This window comes from Tardiphaga sp., assembly GCF_028290495.1.
GTDB lineage: Bacteria > Pseudomonadota > Alphaproteobacteria > Rhizobiales > Xanthobacteraceae > Tardiphaga.
Genome location: NZ_JAQGJT010000062.1, coordinates 12,100 through 32,743, shown reverse-complemented (window position 1 = coordinate 32,743; position 20,644 = coordinate 12,100). Strand labels below are relative to the sequence as shown.

Here is a 20,644-nt window from a genome sequence, read left to right as displayed (position 1 = left end):
GCTGATGAATGCGAGCCCGGCGCCGACCACATCGCGGGTCGACAATGTGATCGAGCTGGAAAAGGTCGGCGTCACCTTCGGCAGCGCCAGGAACGCCGTCACCGCGCTGACCGAAACCTCGCTGCGCATCGCGCGCGGCGAGTTCGTGGCGCTGGTCGGCCCGTCCGGCTGCGGCAAGTCGACGATCCTGAAACTGGTCGCCGGCACGCTGAATGCGACGCAGGGCCACGTCTTCGTCGCCGGCCGCGAGGTCGGCGCCAACGAGGTGCGGATCGGGATGGCGTTCCAGAATCCGACGCTGCTGCCGTGGCTCAACATCCGCGACAACGTGATGCTGCCGCTGAAGATCGTGCCGCCGTTCAAGGAGACCTTCGCGCAGAAGCGCAAGAAGGAATACCGCGACCGCGTCGAGGCATCCCTGACGCAAGTCGGCCTCGGCGGCTTCGGCGACAAATATCCGTGGCAGTTGTCCGGCGGCATGCAGCAAAGGGCATCGCTGTGCCGGGCACTGATCCACGATCCCACGCTACTGCTGCTCGACGAGCCGTTTGGCGCGCTGGATCAATTCACCCGGGAAGAGCTGTGGGAGATCATGCAAAACCTGTGGATCGAGAAGCGGCCGACCGTGCTGCTGGTCACCCACGATCTCAAGGAGGCCGCGTATCTCGCGTCGCGGATCTGCGTGATGCAGGCGCGGCCGGGCCGGATCGTCGATGACAGCCTGGTGCCGTTCGCGCGCCCGCGCACCATCGAAGTATCGTTCGAGCCGGAATTCGTGACGCTCACCCAGCGGCTGCGCCAGCGCATCGTCGCCGCCCGCGCCATCCAGGAAGCCGCGCTATGAACGAAGTCACCAAACGCCGCATCCTCTCCGTCGCCTGCATCCTCGGCTTCTTCGTGCTGTGGGAAGTACTGTGCCTGGCATTCCACATCTCGGACATCGTATTGCCGCGGCCGAGCCAGGTGATCGCGACGCTGTGGGCGCGCTTCCCGGCGATCTGGCCGCATGCGCTGCAGACGCTGACCACCACGCTGGTCGGCTTCGGCTTCGGCATCCTGATCGGCATCGCGCTCGGCGCGCTGATCGGCTCGTCCAAGCTCGCTTACGACGTCGCCTATCCCTTGCTGGTCGGGTTCTCGTCGATCCCGAAAGTCGCCGTGGTGCCGATCTTCGTGCTGTGGTTCGGCTCCGGCACCGTGCCGGCCGTGCTGACCGCGATGATCATGTGCATCTTCCCGATCGTCGTGAACGTCGCCACCGGGCTTGCCGCCACCGAGCCGGAATTGCAGGACGTCATGAAGACGCTGCGCGCCACCAAGTTCGAGATCCTGTGGAATGTCGGGCTGCCGCGCACCATGCCGTATTTCTTCGCCTCGCTGAAGGTCGCGGCGACGCTGGCTTTCGTCGGCACGGTGATTTCGGAGACTGTCGCCTCCAACCGCGGCATCGGCAATCTGATGATGATCGCCTCGTCGTCGTTCGACGTGCCATTGGTGTTCGCCGGCCTGTTCATCCTCGCCTTCCTCGGCGTCGGACTCTATGTCATCTTCTCGCTGATCGAGGGCCGCGTCACCGGATGGGCGGTGCGCAGTGACAATTTTGCCGCCGGCGGTTAGGGACGTAGCAATGACACAAACGGTTCTGCCGGCTCCGGCCAACGTGCATTGGGGCTATTTCGACGCCTCGCTAAAGCCCGTCGCGACCATTGATAGCGGCGAGACCATCATCATCAAAACCGTCAGCGGCGAGCCCGACGCCGTACCGACGCAGGGTGGCATGACGGTCCGTCCCGAGTTGCAGGCGGTCCGCGCCGCGCTCGCGCCGGAACTGGGTCCGCATATCCTGACCGGCCCGCTGGCCGTGCGTGGCGCAATGCCCGGCGATGCCTTGCGCGTCGAGATCGTCGACATTGAACTGGCCGACGACTGGGGCTGGAACATCGTCAAGCCCGGCATGGGCACGCTGCCCGACGACTTCCCGTATGAGCGGCGGGTCTATCTCGGCATCGATCGCGTCAAGCGCACCATCCAGACGCCCTGGGGGATGAGTCTGGCAGCGCGACCGTTCTTTGGCGTGATGGGTGTCGCACCGGCGCGTGAGATCGGCCGCGTCAGTTCGGTGATGCCTTCGTCTTTCGGCGGCAACATCGACAACAAGGAACTTGGCGCCGGCGCCGTGCTGTATCTTCCGGTGGCGGTCGAAGGGGCCTTGTTCTCGTGCGGGGACGGTCACGCCCTGCAAGGCGACGGAGAGGTCTGCCTCACCGCCGTCGAGACTGGCCTGACGGGGACCTTCAAGATTGATCTCGTCAAAGACGCGAAGCTTGACGCGCCCTATGCCGAGACCGCGACACATCTGATCGCCATGGCGTTCGATGAGGACCTCGACGAGGCCGCGCGGATTGCGCTGCGGCGGATGATTGCGCTGATCGTGGCGCGTACGACGCTAACGGCCGACGACGCCTATCGGCTGTGCAGCCTTGCGGCCGATCTGCGCGTCACCCAATTGGTCAACCGCAGCAAGGGCATCCATGTGATGATCCCGCATGCGATCCTGAACCAATCGAAGCGCTAACGCCGAAACAACGGAAATGACGATGCATCAGCGCTCCATCAACAGCGTCGCGGTTTTCTGCGGCTCCAACTTCGGAGCCTCCGAGGCCTATGCCGATGGCGCGCGGCAGCTCGGCACCGAACTTGCCCGCGCAGGCATCACGCTGGTCTATGGCGGCACCACCAAGGGGCTGATGGGCATCGTCGCGGATTCCGTGCTGAATAACGGCGGCAGCGCGCACGGCGTCATCACCGAACGGCTGCACCTGCGCGGCCATTCGCATGCCGGGCTGACGCGTAGCGAGATGGTCACCACGTTGCGCAACCGCAAGGAGCGGATGACCGAACTCGCCGACGCCTTCATCGCGATGCCCGGCGGCATCGGCACGATGGAGGAGATGATGGAGGTCTGGACGATGAACCAACTCTCCGAGATCGACAAGCCGGTCGGCCTGCTCGACATCGATGGCTTCTTCGCGCCGTTCCTGACTTTCATCGACCACATGGTCGAGACCAAATTTCTGCCGCCCGCGCACCGCCACTCGATCTGCGTCGATCCAAACGCCGCACCGCTGCTCGACCAGTTGCGAGCCTATCAGCGCAGCGACGTTCCCAAGTGGCTTTGACCCACCGTTTTCAGTGAGGCCGTTCCGGCATCGGTGCATTCCGTTTTTAGCGGTTGAATGCCGCACTCCAAACCACGAAGCTTGCGGTCATCAAGCCCCCTGCACCGGAGACTTTCCACCATGTACCGCCTTCTGAAGTCCCTCGCTCTGGCAAGCTGCCTGATCCTGCCGCTGGCTGCAGGCGGCGCCTCCGCGGAGCCGCTGAAAATCAAGTTCACGCTGGACTGGAAGCTGCAGGGCCTGCACGACTGGTACTACTGGGCCAAGGCCAAGGGCTACTTCGCCGCGGAGAACCTCGACGTCACCATCGACCAGGGCGAAGGCTCTGCCGTTACCGTGACGCGCATCATGTCCGGCGCCTATGACGCAGGCTTCGGCGACATCAACGCGATCATCCAGAACGCCGCGACCAAGCCTGCCGATGCGCCGGTCATGGTCTACATGATCTACAACAAGGCGCCGTTCGCGCTGGTCGTCAAAGCCGACGGCCCGATCAAGACGCTGAAGGACCTCGAAGGCGCCAAACTCGGCTCGCCTGCCGGCGGCGCTTCGTTCAAGCTGCTGCCGCTGCTCGCCAAGCAGAACAATGTCGATTTCAGCAAGATCAACATCACCCAGGTGACGCCGTCACTGCAGGAACAGATCCTGCTGCAGGGCCAGGTCGATGCCTCCGCGGTCTTCTCCGCAACCAGCTATCTCAACTTTGTCTCGTTGAAGCTCGATCCGGACAAGGATTTCCGCTGGATGTATTACTCGGACCTTGGTCTCGATCTGTATTCCAACGGCGTGATGGTGTCGCAGAAGCTGGCGAAGGAACATCCCGAGGCCGTCAAGGGCCTGCTGCGCGCGATCAACCGTGCGCTGAAGGAGACCGTGCAGAACCCGGACGCCGCGACCGACGTGCTGGCCGAGGTCGAGCCGCTGATCAAGAAGGACCTCGAGAAGCGCCGGCTGCTCTATGTCTACAACAACCTGGTCAACACGCCGGAAGTCCGAGAACTCGGTCTCGGCGATCTCTCGGATGCCAAGCTGACGTCGTCGATCGCCACCATCGCGACCTCGTTCGAACTGCCGAACAAGCCGGCGGTGGGCACGGTGTTCAATCGCTCCTTCCTGCCGGCCAAGGCCGACCGCGTTCCACCGACCATCGCGCCCTGATGATTTTTACGTCCCGCAATATCGACTGCGCGCATGTCATCGGCCCCAACGGGCCGCTGGCCGGCGCCCAGGCCATTCACATCGACGGCGGCAGGATCGCGTCGATCTCGCCATCGTCGGTCCCAACGACAAAAAAACTGCTGGCGATGCCGGCGCTGGTCAACGCGCATGACCACGGCCGCGCGATCCGCACCAGTTCGATCGGCGCCGACGCCAAGCCGCTGGAATCCTGGATCCACTATCTCGCGCTGTTTCCCGCGGTCGATCCCTATCTCGCGGCCTGCATGACCTTCGCCAACAGCGCGCTCGGCGGCGCCGGCACGGTGATGGTGCACTACACCCGCGCGCAGGGCTTCACCGATCTGCCGACGGAAGCCGCCGCAGTCGCGCGCGCCGCCCGCGATGTCGGCGTCCGCGCCGGATTCGCGGTGTCGATGAAGGATCGCAACCCGCTGGTCTATGGCCCGTCTGAGCCGATCCTCAATGCCCTGCCGGCGCCGCTGCGCGCCGAAGTCGAACAACGCTTCCTGCGCCAACCGCTGTCGCCGCAGGATTACATGAAGCTGGTGGACGATGTCGCCGCGGCATCGGCCGGTCCCGGCTTCGACGTGCAGTATGGCCCGAACGGCGTGCAATGGTGCAGCGACGCGCTGCTGCAGGCAATTGCCGAGGCGTCGCAGCGCACCGGCCGCCGCGTCCACATGCATCTCCTGGAAACCAGATATCAGCGGCAATGGGCCGACGCGAACTATCCGCAGGGCGTCGTGCGAATGCTCGACGGGATCGGTCTCTTGTCACCAAGGCTCACGCTCGCGCATTGCGTCTGGGCCCGTCCTGACGAACTTGAACTGCTGGCTGAGCGCGGCGTCACCATTGCCGTCAACACCAGCTCGAACCTGCATCTGCATTCCGGCATCGCACCGGCTCAGAAAATGCGCGAGGCCGGCTGCGCGGTCGCGCTGGGCATCGACAGCAAGGCGCTCGACGATGACGACGATTCGCTGCGCGAACTCCGGCTGTCCTACCTGATGCATGCCGGCACCGGCTTTGGTCATGCCACGCGGCATCAAGCGTTGCACAGTGCCGTCGCCAACGGGTGCTTCGCGGTGAGCAACATTCGCGACAGCGGCGCGATCGAGGCGGGTGCCGTGGCCGACATGCTGCTGCTGGATTGGGGCGCGCTCGACGACGACGCGCTGCTGGCGCAGCCTGATCCGGTCAACCTGTTGTTCTCGCGTGGCACCGCGCGCCACATCGCTGAACTGATCGTCGGCGGGCGCAGCGTGATCAAGGACCACCGCGTCACCGGCATCGACCTGCCGGCGGCGCGCGAGGAAGTGCTGTCACAGATGCGCGCCGGCATGGCCGCCAACGGCCATCTGGAAACGGCGCTCGACGCGCTCGACCAGTGTATCGCGCATCACCACCTCGCCGATCCGCCCTGCTGCTGACGAGACCGCACGCCGCATCATTGCCGGACCGGCCAAACCCGGGATTTCGGCCGCGTCCGGATGCCAGAAATAGAATCGGCATGACGCCAAACTGATGTTAAACGCCGCTGTTCGATCGGTAAAACGCTCGTTCTACCATCGAACCATCAGGATTTTGACAGCATCGGCGAACAGAATGCCGATCGACATACAGGAATGAGACCTATGCCCAGGGTAAGCGAGATTGCACCTTCGGAATTGCCTGCCGACCTGGCTTCGATCTACGACAAATACACGACGACCTATGGACCATTCGCCTCGCAGGTGTCGGTGATCGCGCACGTACCCGCAGCCTTGCGCCACCTGATGCCGATGCTAATGGAATTGCGCGAGGCCAAGACGCTGCCGAAGCGCTATCTCGAAATCGCAATCGTGATCGTTTCCAAGCTCAATGAATGCAACTACTGCGTTGCCATGCACAAGCCGTTCCTGACCGTCGAGGGTATCTCCCCGGACGGAATCGACCGCTTGCTCGATTATGCCGACCACCCGGAACTGACCGAGATCGACCGGGTCGTCGCCGAGTACTCCGTGGTCGCCTGGACAACGCCGAACCGCGTCACGGAAGCGCTGTTCACGCGGCTGCGCGAACATTTCAGCGAGGCGCAGATCGTCGAGCTGACGCTGCGGATCACCCTGTGCGGCTTCTTCAACCGCTTCAGCGAAGCGCTGCACATCGACGTCTGATCCAGACTTCGCTTTTTATCCCGGACACAACGCTTTGCGCCTCCTGATGATGTGAAGCATCGTCAGGAGGCGCAGGGCGTTTCAAAGCCGGCATTAGGATGCCGCGCAAATAGCGGGCAACCACTTGCCCGCTATTGCACCGCCATGCCGCCAATCCGGCCTTGGCGCGCCATCCTTATTACTGTACAAATTATCCACTTAATAGGAACCAACCACCACATCGTGGCTCGCGCCCGATCGGAAGCTCATTCATGGCAACGTCCATCGACTACGAGATATTTGATGCCGGCGACGTGACGCTGCAGTCGGGCGAGGTCTTTCCGCGCATGCGGCTGGCCTACAAGACCTACGGCCGTCTCAACGAGGCCCGCGACAACGTCATCGTCTACCCGACGTCGTTCGGCGCGCAGCACTACGATACGGAGTGGCTGGTAGCACCTGGCAACGCGCTGGACCCCGAGCGTTACTTTATCGTCATCCCGAACCTGTTCGGCAACGGGTTGTCGTCGTCGCCGTCGAACACCCCCGAATCTCCCTTCCCGCAGGTCAGCTATCACGCCGCCGTGTCGGTTCAACACCGGCTCATGACCGAGCACTTCGGCGTATCCACCATCGCTCTGGTCTATGGCTGGTCGATGGGCGGCATGCAGGCCTATCACTGGGCCGCGACCTATCCGGAGATGGTACAGCGCGCGGCAATCGTCTGCGGCAGCGCCCGATGCTCGCCGTTCAACCACGTCTTCCTCGAAGGCGTGAAGGCCGCCCTGACCGCTGATCCCGCCTTTGTCGACGGTCGTTTCCATAGCAAGCCCGCTGCCGGGCTGCGCGCGATGGGACGCGTCTATGCCGGCTGGGCGATGTCGCACGGCTTCTACCGCGACGAACTGTGGCGCGAACTGGGCTTTACCTCGCTGGAGGATTTTCTGGCGCGATCGTGGGACGGCGCGTTCGCGCGCCGCGACGCCAACGACCTGCTGGCGCAAATCTCGATCTGGCAGCGTGGCGACATCAGCCGCTGCGCGGCATTCGACGGCAACCTGCCCAAGGCGATGGCCGCGATCAAGGCGCGCGTGCTGCTGATGCCGGGCCAGACCGACGGCTATTTCCAGGTGGGCGATAACGAGGCGGAGTTGCCGCTGCTCGTCAACGCCCGCTCGGTCGAACTGACGCCGATCCCGTCGCTGTATGGCCACCGGGCCGGCAACCCGGCGCTGATCCCGGCGGATCGCGCGTTTCTCAACGCGAGCATCGCCGCCTTTCTCAACCACTGAACCTCCCGGGATATTCCATGACCATGCATATCGACCGCATCGCCGAAGGACGCGCCCTCACCCCGGGGCAGTTGAAAGAACTGTCGATGCGATCCAACGCCCCCGGCCTGCTGCGCTCGCTGTCGCATTACGGCGCCATCGCGATGATGTGCGCGTTGATCTGGCGGGTGACGGCGACTTACGGCGTGCTGTGGGCAGTGCCACTGATGGCCGTGCAGGGCTATCTGGTCGCCTTCCTGTTCATGGCGCTGCACGAGGCCGCCCACAAGACGGTGTTCCGCCATCGCCTTCTGAACAGCCTGCTCGGCCACGCCTCCGGCCTCGTCATCGCGCTGCCCTATGAGGGTTACGCGCTTTTCCACTGGGACCATCACCGCTTCACACAGGACCCGGCGCGTGACCCGGAGCTGGTCACCGCCACGATCCCGACCTCGGATACAAAACTGGCGATCGCCTATACCGGCATCGTGCAGCTCTACAACCGGATTGTCCTGCTGTTTCGCCGCGCCATCACCGGCAATGCCGTGGCACCTTGGATTCCGGAGAACAAGCGCGCGATGGTGGTCATTGAGGCGCGCGCCTATGCGCTGGTCTACATCGTGCTGCTGATCGGCTCGGTGGCGCTGTCGAGCGCGCTGTTGCTGTGGGTCTGGCTGCTGCCGCTGGCGATCGGACAACTGTTCCTGCGGCCCTATCTCTATGCCGAGCACACCGGCTGCGAGCACACCCGCAGCGCCTTTGAAAATACCCGGACCACCTATACCGGCGAGGTGATGAAGTGGTTCGCCTGGAACATGCCGTTCCACGTCGAACACCATGCCTATCCCTCGGTGCCATTCCACGCGCTGCCGAAACTGAACGGCATCGTCGCCAACCGGATCGCCTATCGCGGCAAAGGCTACCGGGCGGTCACGCGCGAGACATTTGCGTGGTTCCGCCGGGCGCGTCAGTCTGCGCCATAGTTGCGTCACGCGTCATAAGGGAGCAGCCAATGTCCGGCCTTGATGCCAAGCCGGCGCGTCGCGGTCGTCCCCGCTCGGCGGAGACCGAGCAGGCGATCCTGGAGAGTGCCTACGCTATCATGGCGGCGCAGGGGCTTGCCGCCGCCAGCATCGACGCCATCGCCCGCGACTGCGGCGTCTCGAAAATGACGATCTACAAATGGTGGCCGTCGCGGGAGGCGCTGCTGATCGATGCGTTTCTCCGGCAGGCGTCGTCGATCCTGCCTTTGCCCGAAACCGGCGATCCCCTGACACGGCTGCGCAAGCATGCGGCGGCCTATGTCCGGGCGCTGAACGGCGATTTCGGCAAGGTGCAGCTCGCGGTGATCTCCGAATGCATCGCTGGCACCGGTTCGGCGAAGATTTTCTCGGACCGCTATCTCGCGATGCGGCGTGACGTCGCCGTGCAGATCATCAGGCTTGGGCAGCAAGACAACAGCATCAAAGCGTCAGACCCCGCGGGTGATCTCTACGACCGGATCTACGGCACGCTGTTCTATCAATACGTGTTTGGATTTCGGACGCTGACGAAGGACTATGCGGAAAAACTGGTCGATGCGGTGCTGGCGGAAAAATAGCTAAGTTCGGATTGACCGACCCACGGGCTCGTCATTGCGAGGAGCCCTTGCGACGCGGCAATCCAGTAAGCCGCACGCGCGGAAAGAGCTGGATTGCTTCGTCGCTTCGGTCCTCGCAATGACGGCGATTACGTTTCAGCCACAATTACCTGAGCGCCGGCGTCCGTGACGCTCTGGCGCTGCTCTTCGGTGGCCCCGGCATCGGTCACCAGCGTCCAGCGCGGCGGCAGCGGCGCCCACGCGAGTTGTTCGGCACGGCCGAGCTTGCCGGCGTCGGCGAGAACGATAACGTCCCTGGACTGCTCCATCATCAGCGACTTCAGCGCGACCTGCTCGAGATCCGCCTCGCACAATCCGCGCCCGCCGACCACGCCGTCGGCGCTCATGATGGCGCGGTCCGCCGTCATGCGCCGCAGCGCGTCATGGGCGAGCGGCCCCATCGTGCTCATGCTGGTGGTGCGCAGTGTGCCGCCCAGCACCACCAGTTCGATCGAAGGCGCCTTGGCCAGAAACGGCAGCAGCGCGAGATTATTGGTAATGACGCGCAACCGCCGCTGCAGCAACAGCCGGCCAAATGCTGCCACCGTCGAGCCGGCGTCGAGAATCAACGTGTCGCCATCTTCGACCAGATCGATCGCGGCGCGCGCGATTGCCTGCTTTTCCTTGCCCTGCACCGCCAGGCGTTGCTCGAGCGTCGTCTCGGTCGCATGCCCGGTAAGAATGGCGCCGCCATAGGTGCGGCGCACGGCATTGTTGCGGGACAGATGCTGCAGGTCACGCCGCACAGTGGAGGCGGAGACGTCAAAGCGCCGCGCGAGATCGTCGACATCGATCTCGCCGGCGTTCAGCGCTTCCAACAGACGGGCGTGACGCTCCTTGCTGCGCATCGACATCGAATCTCACATCACTCCGGTGCCGCCGATCGATAGCACGCGACACCGGCCGTGCGAATATCCTTGCAAATATGCTTGTAAATATCCTTGGCTCAGGCTGCCTTTTTCGGTGCCAGATCGGCCGCCTGCCGCAACGCCTCGATCAGGCTGCGCTCGTCGGCAATGCCCTTGCCGGCGATATCGAAGGCGGTGCCGTGATCGACCGAGGTGCGGATCATCGGCAGACCCACGGTGATGTTGACGCCGGATTCCAGCCCCAGCACCTTGATCGGGCCGTGGCCCTGATCGTGATACATCGCGACCACCATGTCGTAATCACCGCGACCGGCCAGGAAGAACAGCGTATCGGCCGGCAGCGGACCGCGCACGTCCCAACCCTTGGCCTGGCAGATTTCGACAGCCGGGGTGATCTTCTCGGCTTCCTCGCCGTAGCCGAACAGGCCGTTCTCGCCGGCATGCGGATTGATGGCGCAGACGCCGATCTTCGGATTGACAATGCCGGCTTTCACCAGCACCTGATGGCCACGGGTGATGACGCGCTCGACCAGACCCGGCTCGATCTTCTTGATCGCATCGATCAGGCCGATATGCGTGGTGACGTGGATCACGCGCAGCTTCGGCGATACCAGCATCATCGACACTTCCGGCGTGCCGGTCAGATGCGCCAGCAATTCGGTGTGGCCGGGATATTTGTGGCCGGCGGCATGCAGCGCTTCCTTGGAGAGCGGCGCGGTGCAAATGGCCTGCGCGATGCCGGACTGCACGACCTGCACGGCCTTCTCGATGTAGCGATAGGCCGCGTCGCCGGCGACCGGCGACATCTGGCCGAACGGCAAATCGTCCGGCACGTTCTTCAGGTCCACGCACTGCACCGCCCTGGAGGCGAAGTTCGCGTCCTTGGCGTCGGTCAGCGCGTCCACCTCGAGCGCCACGCCGACCATCCGGGCGGCCTTGCGCAGGCGGTTGGCGTCACCAATCACCAGCGGATGGCAAATCTCGTTGGCGTAAGGCTGCGCCAGCGCCTTCATGATGACCTCGGGGCCGATGCCGGCCGGATCGCCCATGGTGATCGCAATGGTGGGACGGGTCATGTGAAACTTCCTTCGGTTCGGACGGCGCGAAGCCGTTCGCTGATGCGGATGAGGCTGAGTTCGTCGCCGAACGCCCCCGCTTTGGTAGCAATCGGAACGGACAGAGCGCCGAGCGTCAGACCGAGCGACACGCCCGGTTCGATCTCGTCGGCGAGACGGATACCGTTGACGCCGAAGCGCGACAGCAGCGCCGCAGCAGTCTCGCCGCCGGTCGCGGCGAAGGCGCCGATCGCGGGCGCCACGGGCGCCAGTACGTCCGCCAGCCCCTGCGCGAGCTGCGGGCCGAGCGCCATATCCGGCGCATCATTCATCATGATCTCGACCAGCGCATCGCCGCCGGCCAACAGGCGCTTCATGACATCCGCGGCGAGTTTGGCGCGGTCGGCGCCCTCGCCGAGCAAAAGGTCAGGCGCAACCGGGAAATGTTCAACAGTGCCGGTCGCGGCCAGCTCGCGCGCCGCCGCACGCGACGCGCCGGCAAGCGAGCCGACGACGATCAGCGTGCCCTGTGCGCTGGTGGGAATCCGCAGCGGCTCGACGTCTGCGTCTGCATCGAGGCCCGCCAACGCATGCGCCAGACCGGCGCTGCCAATGAAGAAGGTCGAAGGCGACGCGTTCAGGCTGGCTTCTGCGATCAGATGCAGATCATGATCAGTTTCGGCATCGCAGGCCGCGATGACATCACCTTCGGCGGCCAGCCTCGCGAAGGTGGCTTTCAATTCGGTGCCGCGCACCGTGGCGAGCGTGACCTTCTCGCCGCGAATGCCCGCGGTGGCGAGAACATCGACGAGATCCGCGTTGGGGTAAGTGTGCTCGCGCTGCCAGACCTCGGCCTCTTCCAGCGGACGGCCTTTGACGTGGATTCGTCCATCGAGGGTCGTGCGGCCGGTAGCCGGAAACGCCGGGGCAAACACGCCGAAGGCCGGGCCCGATTGTGAATTGAGGTGCGCGAGCGCGGCAACCATCTCCGCTGCGGGTTGTCCCCGCAGCGTCGAGTCGATTTTCTTGAACAGAATGCGGCCAGGTTCGCCCAGCCGCGCCAGCACTTTGGCGTGGCGGCGGGAAGCGGCCGCGGCGGAAAGGCCGCGGCTCGCTGCATCATAGGCCAGCACCGGCAACTGGTGATCCGACGCGTCGGCGACTTCCTCCCACATCACCGCAGCCGCACGTCCCCTTCTTCCGAAAGCGATCGCACAGTCCGCGGCGCCGGTTAGATCGTCCGCGAGGATCAGCCAGTCACGGGCCATCGGTTCAGTCCCGGGCCAGCGCGGCGGGAGCGGCAGACGCCGCGTCGCCATCGACGGGTTCTACGTCGCGGCCAACGATGCTGGCCGTCCAGGCAGTGAGAACCGGCACCAGGATCGCGGTGACCACGACGCAGGCCGCAATCAGGATCGTGGCAGGGCCGGCGGCATCGGCATAGATCGGGTTGGCAGCAGCGACGATGGCCGGCACGGCCGCGGCATTGCCTGCGGTGGACGCCGCGGCGACGCCGGCAACGCCGTTACCACCCGTGAGACGGTCGGCCAGGAACAGCGGGATGCCGGTCACCACGACGACGGCAACGCCGAGGCCGAGACCAAGCAGTCCAGCCTGCCAGACCTTCGACAGGTCAAGCCCGGCGCCGAGCGCGAAGGCAAAGAACGGGATCATCACCGGAACGGCCTTGCTCAGGAAGTCACGCATCTCGCGGTCGAGATTGCCGATGATCATGCCGACCAGCAATGGCAGGATCGCGCCGATCAGGGTCTGCACCGGGAAGGCCGACAGGCCGGCCACGCCGAGCGTGATCATGGTGAGGAACGGGCCGCTCTCAAGCGTCATGATGGTGTAGGCGCCGACGTCACGCGGACGTCCGTACTGGCCCATCAGCGCCATGTAGAGACCACCGTTGGTGTCGTTCATGGCGGCGACGATAGCGAGGGTCGAAATGCCCGCGAACATGCCGCCGACGATCGGCGCTTCGCCGAGGAAGTGGCCGGCCACCAGGCCGAGCAGCACGGCAATGCCGACCTTCACGATCAGCAGGGTGCCGCCCTTCTTGACGATATAGGGGGTCGCCTTGAAATCGATGCTCGCGCCCATGCAGACATAGAACACGGCGAGAATTGTCAGCGCGCCGGAGAACAACGCCCCGGTGAACGAGCCGAAATACTTCGGGGTTTCGGGATAAAAGGTGGCGATCAGGGCGCCAGCCAGCAACGGCACGACCATCATGCCGCCGGGGACCTTCTCGATCGCCCGCTTGATTGGAATCTGCATTCTGTTTCCTTCCCGCGCATTGCGCATATTGATCATTTTGCGCAACAATCTTTCAAATGCGGCGCATTGCGAGCTTTTTATGCGCATATTACGCAACATTCAACATTAATTGCGCAGTTCGCGCATAGTCGCTGTGGGAAATGATGCCCCATCCTTCCCACAGAAAGGTCACGGGCGGTCAGGCGCGATCGGTCCTGCCGCGAGGCCTCGTGTCATGAGGTTCAATGATCGACGCGCGCAGTACCTAGCGCCGCGGATCCAGAACGATGCGGTGGCGCGACGAGCCGCTCACGGCGACATAGGCCGCTTTGGCATCGGCCAGCGCGTAGACCGCCGAAGGCAGGATCGGAAACGGCTTGAGATCGCCGCTGGCGAAGCCCGGAAGCGCGGTTCGCAGCACGTCGGCCGTGGCCACCGACGAAAACCCGAGCGTGTCGATGCCCACATAGGTGTGCCGGCCGCGATAGAACTCCAGGATGTTGAACTGCACGATCTTGTCGACGGCCGCGATCAGGATTTGCCGGCCGGTGACGGCGAGCGACTTGTGCGCATCCTGAAAATACGGATCGCCTACGGTATTGAAAACGATCTGCACGCCACGCCCGTCGGTCATCTCGCGCACGCGCACGGCGACGTCGGTTGCAGAGGAGACGACCACCTCGACGCCACCGCTGGCATGTCCCTCATAGGCCTCGTCCTTGCGGACAACGCCGATCACGCGCGCGCCGGCGGCGGTAGCCAACTGCGTCGCCGCCTGCCCGACCTTGCCGTTCAGCCCCATCACCAGCACGGTGTCGCCCGGAGCCGGAAACCCGGCGCGGCGAAAGCCCTCGATCGCGGTGACGAAAGGCACGCCGACGCCGGCGGCTTCTGCCATCGAAATACTGTCGGGCTTCGCGATAAGCGCTGCCGGCTCGATGGCCAGATGGGTGGCGTGGGTGCCATCGCGGCGAATGCCGAGGTCGCCCGACGATCCGAACACCGCCTTGCCGAGCCATTCCGGGGGGCCGTCCACCACAACGCCGGCAAAGTCCCGGCCGGGCGTGCGCGGGAACACCGCATAGGGCATCAGGCCCGTCGCCGCCTTGACGTCGGACGGATTGACGCCGGCCGCATGGATCTCCACGACGACATCGCCTGCAACGCGCGCCAGCGGCACCAGCTCGGTGACAACAGGCGCGATCGACGCGGCATCGGTGCATTTGGCATTCAGGCGCACCGAGCGCGCCGCAGTATCAAGTCCGGACAAGTTGCGCTCCAGTTTCGATTTTTCCGATCAAGGACAGCGGCATCGTTACTTCCGACTCACTTGATCGGCGGTCCTGGAAGCATAGCCTCCCCGGCTTCCATGACCAACGCATCCGCCAGCGCAAGCGAACCGCTTGCGCTGGCGGATGCGGCCAAGCTTGCTCTTCAATTGAGCTAGACCGGTTGCAAGCCAAGCGCCTGAGCGCTCTCGATCCAGACCGGCAATTCGCGCTGATACAGGGCGTTGGTTTCCTTGAAGCCGAGCGCCGGCTCCAGCACGAAGGTATTGAGAACTTCCTTGACCTTCGGATCGTTGTTCGCCGCGACGCAGAGCTGCGCCAGCCGATCGACGATCGGCTGCGGCGTCGCTTTCGGCAGTGCCCATCCCGAAAAGCCGCTGACGGTGAAGAACTTCGAGGTCGCGCCTTGCTCAGGCAACGTCCTGACGTTCGGAATCGCGTCGACCTTCTTGGAATGCACGGCGAACGCCACGCCGCGATTGCTTTGCAGGACCGATTGCGCGGCGGTGTAGCTGCCCATCGCGGCATCGAGCGTGCCTTCCGCCAACCCCGTCCACATCGACGCTTCGCCGCGATAGTGGATCGGCTCGATGGTGAGGCCGTATTGCCGGTTGAGTTCGTTGATCGTCATATGCGGCGACGAGCCCGCACTATAGGTACCGAAATTCACCTTGCCGCTCTTGCGCGCGAACGCGACGAATTCCTCCAGCGTTGTAACGCCGGATTTTGCGCTCGCAACCAGCAGCAGCCCGGCGCCGGGGATGATACTGACCAGCGTCAGGTCCTTGTCCATATCGTAGCCCGGTGTCTTCATCATCACCCGGTTCATCACAAAGGTAGTCGAGATCGAGCAAAGAATAGTGTGGCCATCGGGCTCCGCACGCGCGACTTCCGCCGTGCCGATAGCACCGGAGGCACCCGCCTTGTTCTCGATGATGACATTCTGCCCGACCTGCCTGGAGATGTAGTCGCCAAAAGCGCGCGCGAGCAGATCGGTCTGCCCGCCGGCCGGGTAGCTGCAGATCACGCGTATCTGCCGCGACGGCCAAGCGGCTTGCGCCGAAGCCTGTCGCGAGAGGAACGGCATCGCGGCCGCCGCCGACCCAGCAACCATGAAGTGACGGCGATCTATTCCGACCATATCTGCCTCCCCTGTTTTTTACGACAGTACTGCATCGTCCTCCCTGCGTGACATACGAAAGTCGAGACAGATTGGCGCATCACAGGCTGCATTCTGCGGCAGCGCACTTGCTCAACTACCGCACCGCATATACAGGTGAAATATGCGACCGGGATCGATATGCTGCGATGCAGCGACATCGGCCAACTAAACCAGAAACACGTCAGGCCTTCGGTCGGGCGGTAAAAACAAACTTTTGGGGACGAAATACCATGTCGCGCAATATTCTCATCCTCGGCGCCTCGTACGGCTCACTGCTGGCGACGAAGCTGCTGATGGCTGGTCACAACGTGACCCTGGTTTGCCGGAAGAAGACCGCCGAACTCATCAACCGCGACGGCACCGAAGTCCGCATCAAGCTACGCGACGAGCCGACCCACCGGTCGATCTTCTCGCGCGACCAGCCTGGCAAACTCGATGCGACTTCGCCGGATAGCGTCGACCTCAGCCGCTATGACCTGGTGGGCCTTGCGATGCAGGAGCCGCAATACACCAACCACACGATCCGGGTTCTGATGATCAAGATCGCTGCGGCGAAGCTGCCGTGCCTGTCGATCATGAACATGCCGCCGTTGCCCTATCTCAAGCGCATCCCGGGGCTGGCCGACATGAACCTCGAAGAGGCTTACACCAACGCCCAGGTATGGGAACGCTTCACACCGGGACTGGTGACGCTCTGCTCGCCAGATCCGCAGGCGTTCCGCCCGCCGGAAGAAGCCGCGAACGTCCTCCACGTTGGCCTTCCCACCAACTTCAAGGCGTCCGTCTTTGCCGACGAGGCGCATAACCTGCTGCTTCGCGAGCTGGAAGCGGACATCGACGCGGTGCGGCTGGATGGCCACGACGTTCCGGTGAAGCTGAAAGTGTTCGAGTCGCTGTTCGTGCCGCTGGCGAAGTGGTCGATGCTGCTGACCGGCAACTATCGCTGCATCACGCCCGAAGAACCGCAGTCGATCCGCGATGCGGTTCACGGCGATCTCGCGGTATCGCAATCGATCTATGAGCACGTCGATTCCGTCGCCCGGCGTCTCGGCGCCGACCCGCAGGATCAGGTGCCGTTCGCAAAGTACGCCAAGGCGGCGGAGAGCCTGCTCAAGCCGTCCTCGGCGGCCCGCGCAGTGGCTAACGGCGCGCCGTTCATCGAGCGCGTCGACCTGCTGGTGAAGCTGATTTCGCACCAGCTCGGCATGTCCAACGCCAATATCGACCGCACCGTCCAGGTCGTCGATCAAAAACTCAACGAGCGTATCGAGGCCGGCGGCATCTAGTATTTGATGTTCCCAACCTGAATCGCCTCGTCATTGCGGGGAGCTCTTGCGACGAAGAAATCCAGTCTGGACTTGCGGCTTTCTGGATTTCTTCGCTCAACGGGACAGCGCTTCGCGCCGACCCGTTGGCTCGCAATGACGCCGGGAGCAGCGTTTCAGCCCTCCGTCGCATAGCGCGGCAGGTTGACCTGAAGCATCTTGATCAACCTGTCCCGAACAGGATCGCGCGTGCCGCGGGTCCAGGCCGCGGCGAGGGGGAGCTTGTTCATGGCTGACATGGCAAGCGGCACGTAGCGAACGCCGCGGGCGGCCATTCGTGACGTCCACCGCGGGACGATGGCGACGCCGATTTCAGCCGCCACCAGATTGACGATGGTCTGCTTCTCGTCCGCGATCTGCACGACGTCAGCCTGAAGGCCGGCCTCCGCGAACAATTTCATGGTAAGGTCATGGCTATGCGGCCGCGACCGGCGCTCGGGTACGATCAGCGGCTCGCCCGCAAGATCAGCGATCGTCAAACTCGGCCGGTCCGCGAAGGCGTGCCGCTCGGAGACGGCGACCACCGCGGTCTCATGAAGCAGGAACAGAAATTCCAGCCGCTTGTCGGCCGTTTCCGGCGGCCGCACCAAAGCGAGATCCAGCCGTCCTGACAGCAACCGCGGCAGCAGGCGGATGGTCTTGTCTTCCACCAGCTTCACGCTGACCTCCGGCTGCAGCTCACGAATATCGTGCAGCAGCGCCGGCAGCAGGCCGGCCGCCGCGCTGTCGATCGCACCGACGCGGATGGTTGCGCCATGCGCCCGGCCGCGGGCGCGAAAGCTTGCCGCCAGCCGGTCGGCCTGCGCGAGCAATTCATGCGCCTGCTTCAGCAACGCCGTCCCGTCATCGGTCAACGCCACGCTGCGCGTCGTCCGCGTCAGCAACCTTGTGCCGAGATCGTCTTCAAGCATGCGGATATGACGACCCAGCGCCGAGGGCATCATATCGAGTTGCTGCGCCGCCCGTCCGAAGTGAAGTTCTTCGGCGGCGGCCACGAAACAGCGCAACTGATGCAGATCCATCGGGTCTCTCCTGCCTCCGATTATATCATTTATTTGTATAAACCAATGCGCTTGAGCTCGGATCAGCGTAGCGGCACGGTGACGCGCCGCCGAATGCGCGGCGCAAAGACCAAGACGGCACAGGTGAGGAACATCAGATGCGTGAATATTCCATCGCGGCGATTCCGGCCGATGGTATCGGTCCCGAAGTCATCGCCGCCGGCACCACCGTGCTCGAAAGCCTGCAGCAGCGCATCGGCGATGTGAAATTCAACGTCGAGACGTTTGACTGGGGCTCGGCCTACTACCGCAAGCACGGCGTCATGATGCCCGCCGACGGCCTGGAACAGTTGAAGAAGTTCGATGCGATCTATTTCGGCGCGGTCGGCGCGCCGGATGTCCCGGACCATATTACGCTCTGGGGGCTGCGACTGCCGATCTGCCAAGGATTTGACCAGTACGCCAATGTGCGCCCGACCAGGATCCTGCCAGGCATCACCTCGCCGCTGCGCAATGTTTCAACCGGCGATCTCGACTGGGTGATCGTGCGGGAAAATTCCGAAGGGGAATATGCTGGCTGTGGCGGCCGCGTGCACCGCGGCCTGCCGGAAGAAGTCGGCACCGAGGTGGCGATCTTCACCCGCGTCGGCGTGCAGCGCATCATGCGCTATGCCTTCCGGCTGGCCCAGTCGCGCCCGCGAAAATTTCTCACGGTCGTCACCAAGTCGAACGCGCAGCGCCACGGCATGGTGATGTGGGATGAAATCGCCGAAGAAGTATCCAAAGAATTTCCGGATGTGACGTGGGACAAGATGCTGGTCGATGCCATGACCGTCCGCATGACGCTGAAGCCGCAGAGCCTCGACACCATCGTCGCCACCAATCTTCACGCTGACATCCTGTCGGATCTCGCTGGCGCGCTGGCCGGTAGCCTCGGCGTGGCGCCGACCGCCAATATCGACCCGGAGCGTCGTTTCCCCTCGATGTTCGAGCCGATCCACGGTTCGGCCTTCGATATCACCGGCAAGGGCATCGCCAATCCCGTCGCCAGTTTCTGGACGGCCGCGCAGATGCTCGATCATCTCGGCGAGGCGGACGCCGCAGCGCGCCTGATGCGCGCGGTCGAGAAGGTCACCGGCGCCGGCATCATGACCCCCGACGTCGGCGGCACCGCAACGACCAAAGACGTCACCAATGCCGTCGTGGAGGCAATCCAGAGCTCCAACGTCTGAATGGCATTCTTCGCAAAAAGCGGAGGATGATCGTGAATTATAAAAACTAAATCCAGGGAGGCAAACATGAAGCTGAAAGCCATTGCTGCTATCGCATTCGCCATGACCAGCTACCCGGCCTGTGCGCAGAACTACCCCGGCAGGCCGATCACGTTGCTGGTGCCGTTCGCCGCCGGCGGGGCCACAGATACGGTCGCGCGTGTCACGGCCGTCACCATGTCGAAGCTGCTCGGCCAGACTATCATCATCGAAAACGCCACCGGCGCCGGCGGCACGATTGCCGCGGCCCGCGCGGCGCGCGCCGACCCCGATGGCTATACGCTGCTGATCCATCACATTGGCATTTCGACGGCCGCCACGCTCTATCGCAAGCTGCCCTACGACACCAAGACGGCCTTCGCGCCGATCGGTCTGGTCACCAACGCCCCGATGACCATTATCGGCCGCCCCGATCTGCCGCCGAACACGCTCGCCGAACTGGTCACCTACATCAAGGCAAACGGTGACAAGATGACCTTCGGCAATGCCGGCCTTGGCGCGGCATCGCAGCTCTGCGGCATGCTCTTCATGACGGCCGTCGACAAGCAGATCCTGCCGGTTCCCTACAAGGGCAACGGTCCGGTGATGAACGATCTGATCGCCAGACAGATCGATCTCACCTGCGATCAAACCACCAACACCACCGGCCCGATCGCGGCCAAGCTGGTGAAGAGCTATGCCATCACCACGAAAGCGCGCCTGTCCTCGATGCCCGACCTGCCTACCGCGGACGAAGCCGGCCTGAAGGGGTTTGAAGTAGGGGCCTGGCACGGCATCTACGCACCGAAGGGAACGCCGGACGAGATCGTCCAGAAACTGTCGAAGACACTGCAACAGGCTCTGAGTGATCCGGACCTGATCAAGCGTTTTCACGACATCAACACCGATCCCGTCGCGCAGGACCAGGCCACGCCGGCCGCGCTGCACGCGCAGTTGATCAGCGAAGTCGACCGCTGGGCGCCGATCATCCGCGCCACAAACCAGTTTGCGGATTGAGCGCATCGACA

Annotated in this window: 20 protein-coding genes; 13 read left to right on the top strand and 7 right to left on the bottom strand. The window is 63.7% G+C overall.

The genetic code is table 11. From position 1 onward, the window contains the following. The first annotated feature begins 4 nt into the window (after window positions 1-4). The 10 genes from JWQ24_RS11765 (at window position 5) to JWQ24_RS11720 (ending at window position 9,364) form a co-directional block, all read left to right on the top strand. Window positions 5-844: an ABC transporter ATP-binding protein gene (locus JWQ24_RS11765; RefSeq protein ID WP_299807833.1), complete on the top strand. Its 840-nt coding sequence runs from the start codon at window positions 5-7 to the stop codon at window positions 842-844. Then, window positions 841-1,617, top strand: a complete 777-nt coding sequence (locus JWQ24_RS11760) for an ABC transporter permease (protein ID WP_299807832.1) — start codon at window positions 841-843, stop codon at window positions 1,615-1,617. The genes JWQ24_RS11765 and JWQ24_RS11760 overlap by 4 nt, the downstream gene beginning before the upstream one ends. Window positions 1,618-1,627: 10 nt before the next feature. Then, complete coding sequence (locus JWQ24_RS11755; protein WP_299807830.1) at window positions 1,628-2,575, top strand: acetamidase/formamidase family protein; 948 nt, start codon at window positions 1,628-1,630, stop codon at window positions 2,573-2,575. A gap of 22 nt (window positions 2,576-2,597) precedes the next feature. After that, window positions 2,598-3,179 carry a TIGR00730 family Rossman fold protein gene (locus JWQ24_RS11750; RefSeq protein ID WP_299807829.1) on the top strand — a complete coding sequence of 194 codons (582 nt, stop codon included), beginning with the start codon at window positions 2,598-2,600 and terminating at the stop codon, window positions 3,177-3,179. A gap of 120 nt (window positions 3,180-3,299) precedes the next feature. Further along, window positions 3,300-4,337: an ABC transporter substrate-binding protein gene (locus JWQ24_RS11745; RefSeq protein WP_299807827.1), complete on the top strand. Its 1,038-nt coding sequence runs from the start codon at window positions 3,300-3,302 to the stop codon at window positions 4,335-4,337. Further along, a complete protein-coding gene (locus JWQ24_RS11740; protein ID WP_299807825.1) occupies window positions 4,337-5,788 on the top strand; it encodes an amidohydrolase family protein in 1,452 nt (483 codons plus the stop codon). Before JWQ24_RS11745 ends, JWQ24_RS11740 begins: the two co-directional genes overlap by 1 nt. 204 nt (window positions 5,789-5,992) lie before the next feature. Further along, entirely contained in the window at window positions 5,993-6,514 is a 522-nt protein-coding gene (locus JWQ24_RS11735) for a carboxymuconolactone decarboxylase family protein (RefSeq protein ID WP_299807823.1), read from the top strand. A 251-nt stretch (window positions 6,515-6,765) separates the two neighbouring features. Beyond that, entirely contained in the window at window positions 6,766-7,785 is a 1,020-nt protein-coding gene (locus JWQ24_RS11730) for an alpha/beta fold hydrolase (protein ID WP_299807821.1), read from the top strand. 17 nt (window positions 7,786-7,802) lie between these two features. Next, the gene (locus JWQ24_RS11725) at window positions 7,803-8,747 is read left to right on the top strand and encodes a fatty acid desaturase (RefSeq protein WP_299807819.1); all 945 of its coding nucleotides are present in this window, start codon (window positions 7,803-7,805) and stop codon (window positions 8,745-8,747) included. Between the two features lie 29 nt (window positions 8,748-8,776). After that, window positions 8,777-9,364 carry a TetR/AcrR family transcriptional regulator gene (locus JWQ24_RS11720; protein WP_299807817.1) on the top strand — a complete coding sequence of 196 codons (588 nt, stop codon included), beginning with the start codon at window positions 8,777-8,779 and terminating at the stop codon, window positions 9,362-9,364. A gap of 128 nt (window positions 9,365-9,492) precedes the next feature. Here JWQ24_RS11720 and JWQ24_RS11715 read toward each other — a convergent pair whose 3' ends face one another. From JWQ24_RS11715 to JWQ24_RS11690, 6 genes are all read right to left on the bottom strand, one after another. Then, window positions 9,493-10,257 (bottom strand): DeoR/GlpR family DNA-binding transcription regulator, encoded by a 765-nt coding sequence (locus tag JWQ24_RS11715; protein WP_299807815.1) that lies wholly within the window; start codon window positions 10,255-10,257, stop codon window positions 9,493-9,495. 92 nt (window positions 10,258-10,349) lie between these two features. Further along, window positions 10,350-11,348, bottom strand: a complete 999-nt coding sequence (gene pdxA / locus JWQ24_RS11710) for a 4-hydroxythreonine-4-phosphate dehydrogenase PdxA (protein WP_299807813.1) — start codon at window positions 11,346-11,348, stop codon at window positions 10,350-10,352. Next, window positions 11,345-12,595: a four-carbon acid sugar kinase family protein gene (locus tag JWQ24_RS11705; RefSeq protein WP_299807811.1), complete on the bottom strand. Its 1,251-nt coding sequence runs from the start codon at window positions 12,593-12,595 to the stop codon at window positions 11,345-11,347. The genes pdxA and JWQ24_RS11705 overlap by 4 nt, the downstream gene beginning before the upstream one ends. A 4-nt stretch (window positions 12,596-12,599) precedes the next feature. After that, window positions 12,600-13,610, bottom strand: coding sequence for a 2-keto-3-deoxygluconate permease (locus JWQ24_RS11700; RefSeq protein ID WP_299807809.1), 1,011 nt, complete (start codon window positions 13,608-13,610; stop codon window positions 12,600-12,602). 244 nt (window positions 13,611-13,854) lie between these two features. After that, on the bottom strand, window positions 13,855-14,859 hold the full coding sequence (locus JWQ24_RS11695) for a zinc-binding alcohol dehydrogenase family protein (RefSeq protein ID WP_299807807.1): 1,005 nt from the start codon (window positions 14,857-14,859) through the stop codon (window positions 13,855-13,857). A 173-nt stretch (window positions 14,860-15,032) separates the two neighbouring features. After that, window positions 15,033-16,019: a tripartite tricarboxylate transporter substrate binding protein gene (locus tag JWQ24_RS11690; RefSeq protein WP_299807805.1), complete on the bottom strand. Its 987-nt coding sequence runs from the start codon at window positions 16,017-16,019 to the stop codon at window positions 15,033-15,035. A 251-nt stretch (window positions 16,020-16,270) separates the two neighbouring features. Between JWQ24_RS11690 and JWQ24_RS11685 the strand changes: the two genes are divergently transcribed. Continuing rightward, entirely contained in the window at window positions 16,271-17,326 is a 1,056-nt protein-coding gene (locus JWQ24_RS11685) for a 2-dehydropantoate 2-reductase N-terminal domain-containing protein (protein WP_299807803.1), read from the top strand. Between the two features lie 155 nt (window positions 17,327-17,481). Here JWQ24_RS11685 and JWQ24_RS11680 read toward each other — a convergent pair whose 3' ends face one another. After that, window positions 17,482-18,387 carry a LysR substrate-binding domain-containing protein gene (locus JWQ24_RS11680; protein ID WP_299807801.1) on the bottom strand — a complete coding sequence of 302 codons (906 nt, stop codon included), beginning with the start codon at window positions 18,385-18,387 and terminating at the stop codon, window positions 17,482-17,484. A 137-nt stretch (window positions 18,388-18,524) separates the two neighbouring features. Here JWQ24_RS11680 and JWQ24_RS11675 point away from each other — a divergent pair, with 137 nt between their 5' ends. After that, window positions 18,525-19,598: a tartrate dehydrogenase gene (locus JWQ24_RS11675; protein ID WP_299807799.1), complete on the top strand. Its 1,074-nt coding sequence runs from the start codon at window positions 18,525-18,527 to the stop codon at window positions 19,596-19,598. Window positions 19,599-19,664: 66 nt separating this feature from the next. Continuing rightward, the gene (locus JWQ24_RS11670; protein WP_299807797.1) at window positions 19,665-20,633 is read left to right on the top strand and encodes a tripartite tricarboxylate transporter substrate-binding protein; all 969 of its coding nucleotides are present in this window, start codon (window positions 19,665-19,667) and stop codon (window positions 20,631-20,633) included. Window positions 20,634-20,644: the final 11 nt, after the last annotated feature.